Annotated in this window: 2 protein-coding genes; both read left to right on the top strand. The window is 48.3% G+C overall.

Annotation, left to right across the window (positions count from 1 at the left end):
* Nucleotides 1-66: 66 nt before the first annotated feature.
* Nucleotides 67-375, top strand: coding sequence for a transposase (locus H2O73_RS20230; RefSeq protein ID WP_220457689.1), 309 nt, complete (start codon nt 67-69; stop codon nt 373-375).
* On the top strand, nt 372-1223 hold the full coding sequence (locus tag H2O73_RS20225; RefSeq protein WP_182110724.1) for an IS3 family transposase: 852 nt from the start codon (nt 372-374) through the stop codon (nt 1221-1223). Before H2O73_RS20230 ends, H2O73_RS20225 begins: the two co-directional genes overlap by 4 nt.
* Nucleotides 1224-1244 lie beyond the last annotated feature (21 nt).

Raw genomic sequence — 1244 nt, 5'->3', positions numbered from 1 at the left:
CAGAGTACCCCACGTTTAGTAGACACTTTACCAAGTTAGATCTAGGGTCTAATTGAGAGGTGATTTATGGCTAAACATCGTAATCCAGCGTACACCGAAGAGTTCCGCAAAGAGGCAGTTCGCTTGGCCGGCCTTCCTGGCCGAACAGCAGTTTCCGTTGCCAAGGAGCTGGGCATCAGTGCCCAACAGATCCGGAACTGGAAGCGCCAGTTCACACGCCTATCTGATAAACAGTTTAACACCTTAGACGGTGTCGATTATTCGAAGAAAGAGTCCGAAGAGCTTCGAGCGCTAAGGCGCGAGAACAAGCGACTCAAAGATGAAATGGAATTCCTAAAAAAGGTCTCGGCGTACTTCGCGAAGCAGCAAGAGTGAAGTACGAGTTCATCGAAAGCTATGTAGGTGAGTATTCCATTAGCTTAATGTGCCGTGCGTTAGAGGTGAGTCGAGGTGGTTACTATAAGTGGTGCCATCATACGCCGAGTGAGCGTTCAAAGCGGCGAGAGCGCTTCGAGCAGCTAGTCATGTGTACCTTTGCCCAATATCGGGCACGTTACGGTTCAGTGCGAATAGCAGAAGAGCTAAACGAAGCAGGCTATGCCTGCTGCGTGAACTATGTGGCTGATATCATGAAGGAAAAGGGTGTCAGAGCACGTAATGGCAAAGGGTTTAAATACAGCAAGGATGTGGCTGCTATGACGAATGTAGCTGATAATTTACTGCGTAGAGACTTTGAGTCTGAGACTCCGAATCAGAAATGGGTCACGGACATCACGTATATCTGGGTGAAGAGCCGTTGGCTCTTCTTGGCGACAGTGATGGACTTGCATTCGAGACGCATCGTGGGTTGGTCGCTAGGGACAACGATGACAGTCGAGCTCATCACCAATGCTCTAAAAATGGCGTTTGAATCACGTAAGCCGCCTAAGGGCGTCATTATCCACTCGGACCGTGGTGTACAATACAGAGCATATAAATATCAAGACTTCATGCGCAAGCATGGAGGTGTACCGAGCATGAGTCGACAGGGTAACTGTTGGGATAATGCAGTGATGGAGTCGTTCTACAGTCGGCTGAAAGTCGAACTGATATACGCAGAAGACTACCAAACTGTCGAAGAAGCCCTAATGGGCATCTTCGAATACATCGAGGCATTTTACAATCGCAGAAGAAGACACTCAGCGTTGGGGTATGTCAGCCCAGTTGAGTACGAAAGTATGTAGTTATGTACTGTCTACTTTTTG

Origin of the sequence: Vibrio marinisediminis (assembly GCF_014050145.1) — a bacterium.
Lineage (GTDB): Bacteria > Pseudomonadota > Gammaproteobacteria > Enterobacterales > Vibrionaceae > Vibrio > Vibrio marinisediminis.
Note: the sequence above shows the minus strand (reverse complement) of the source record. Positions and strands in the feature narration are given on the sequence as shown.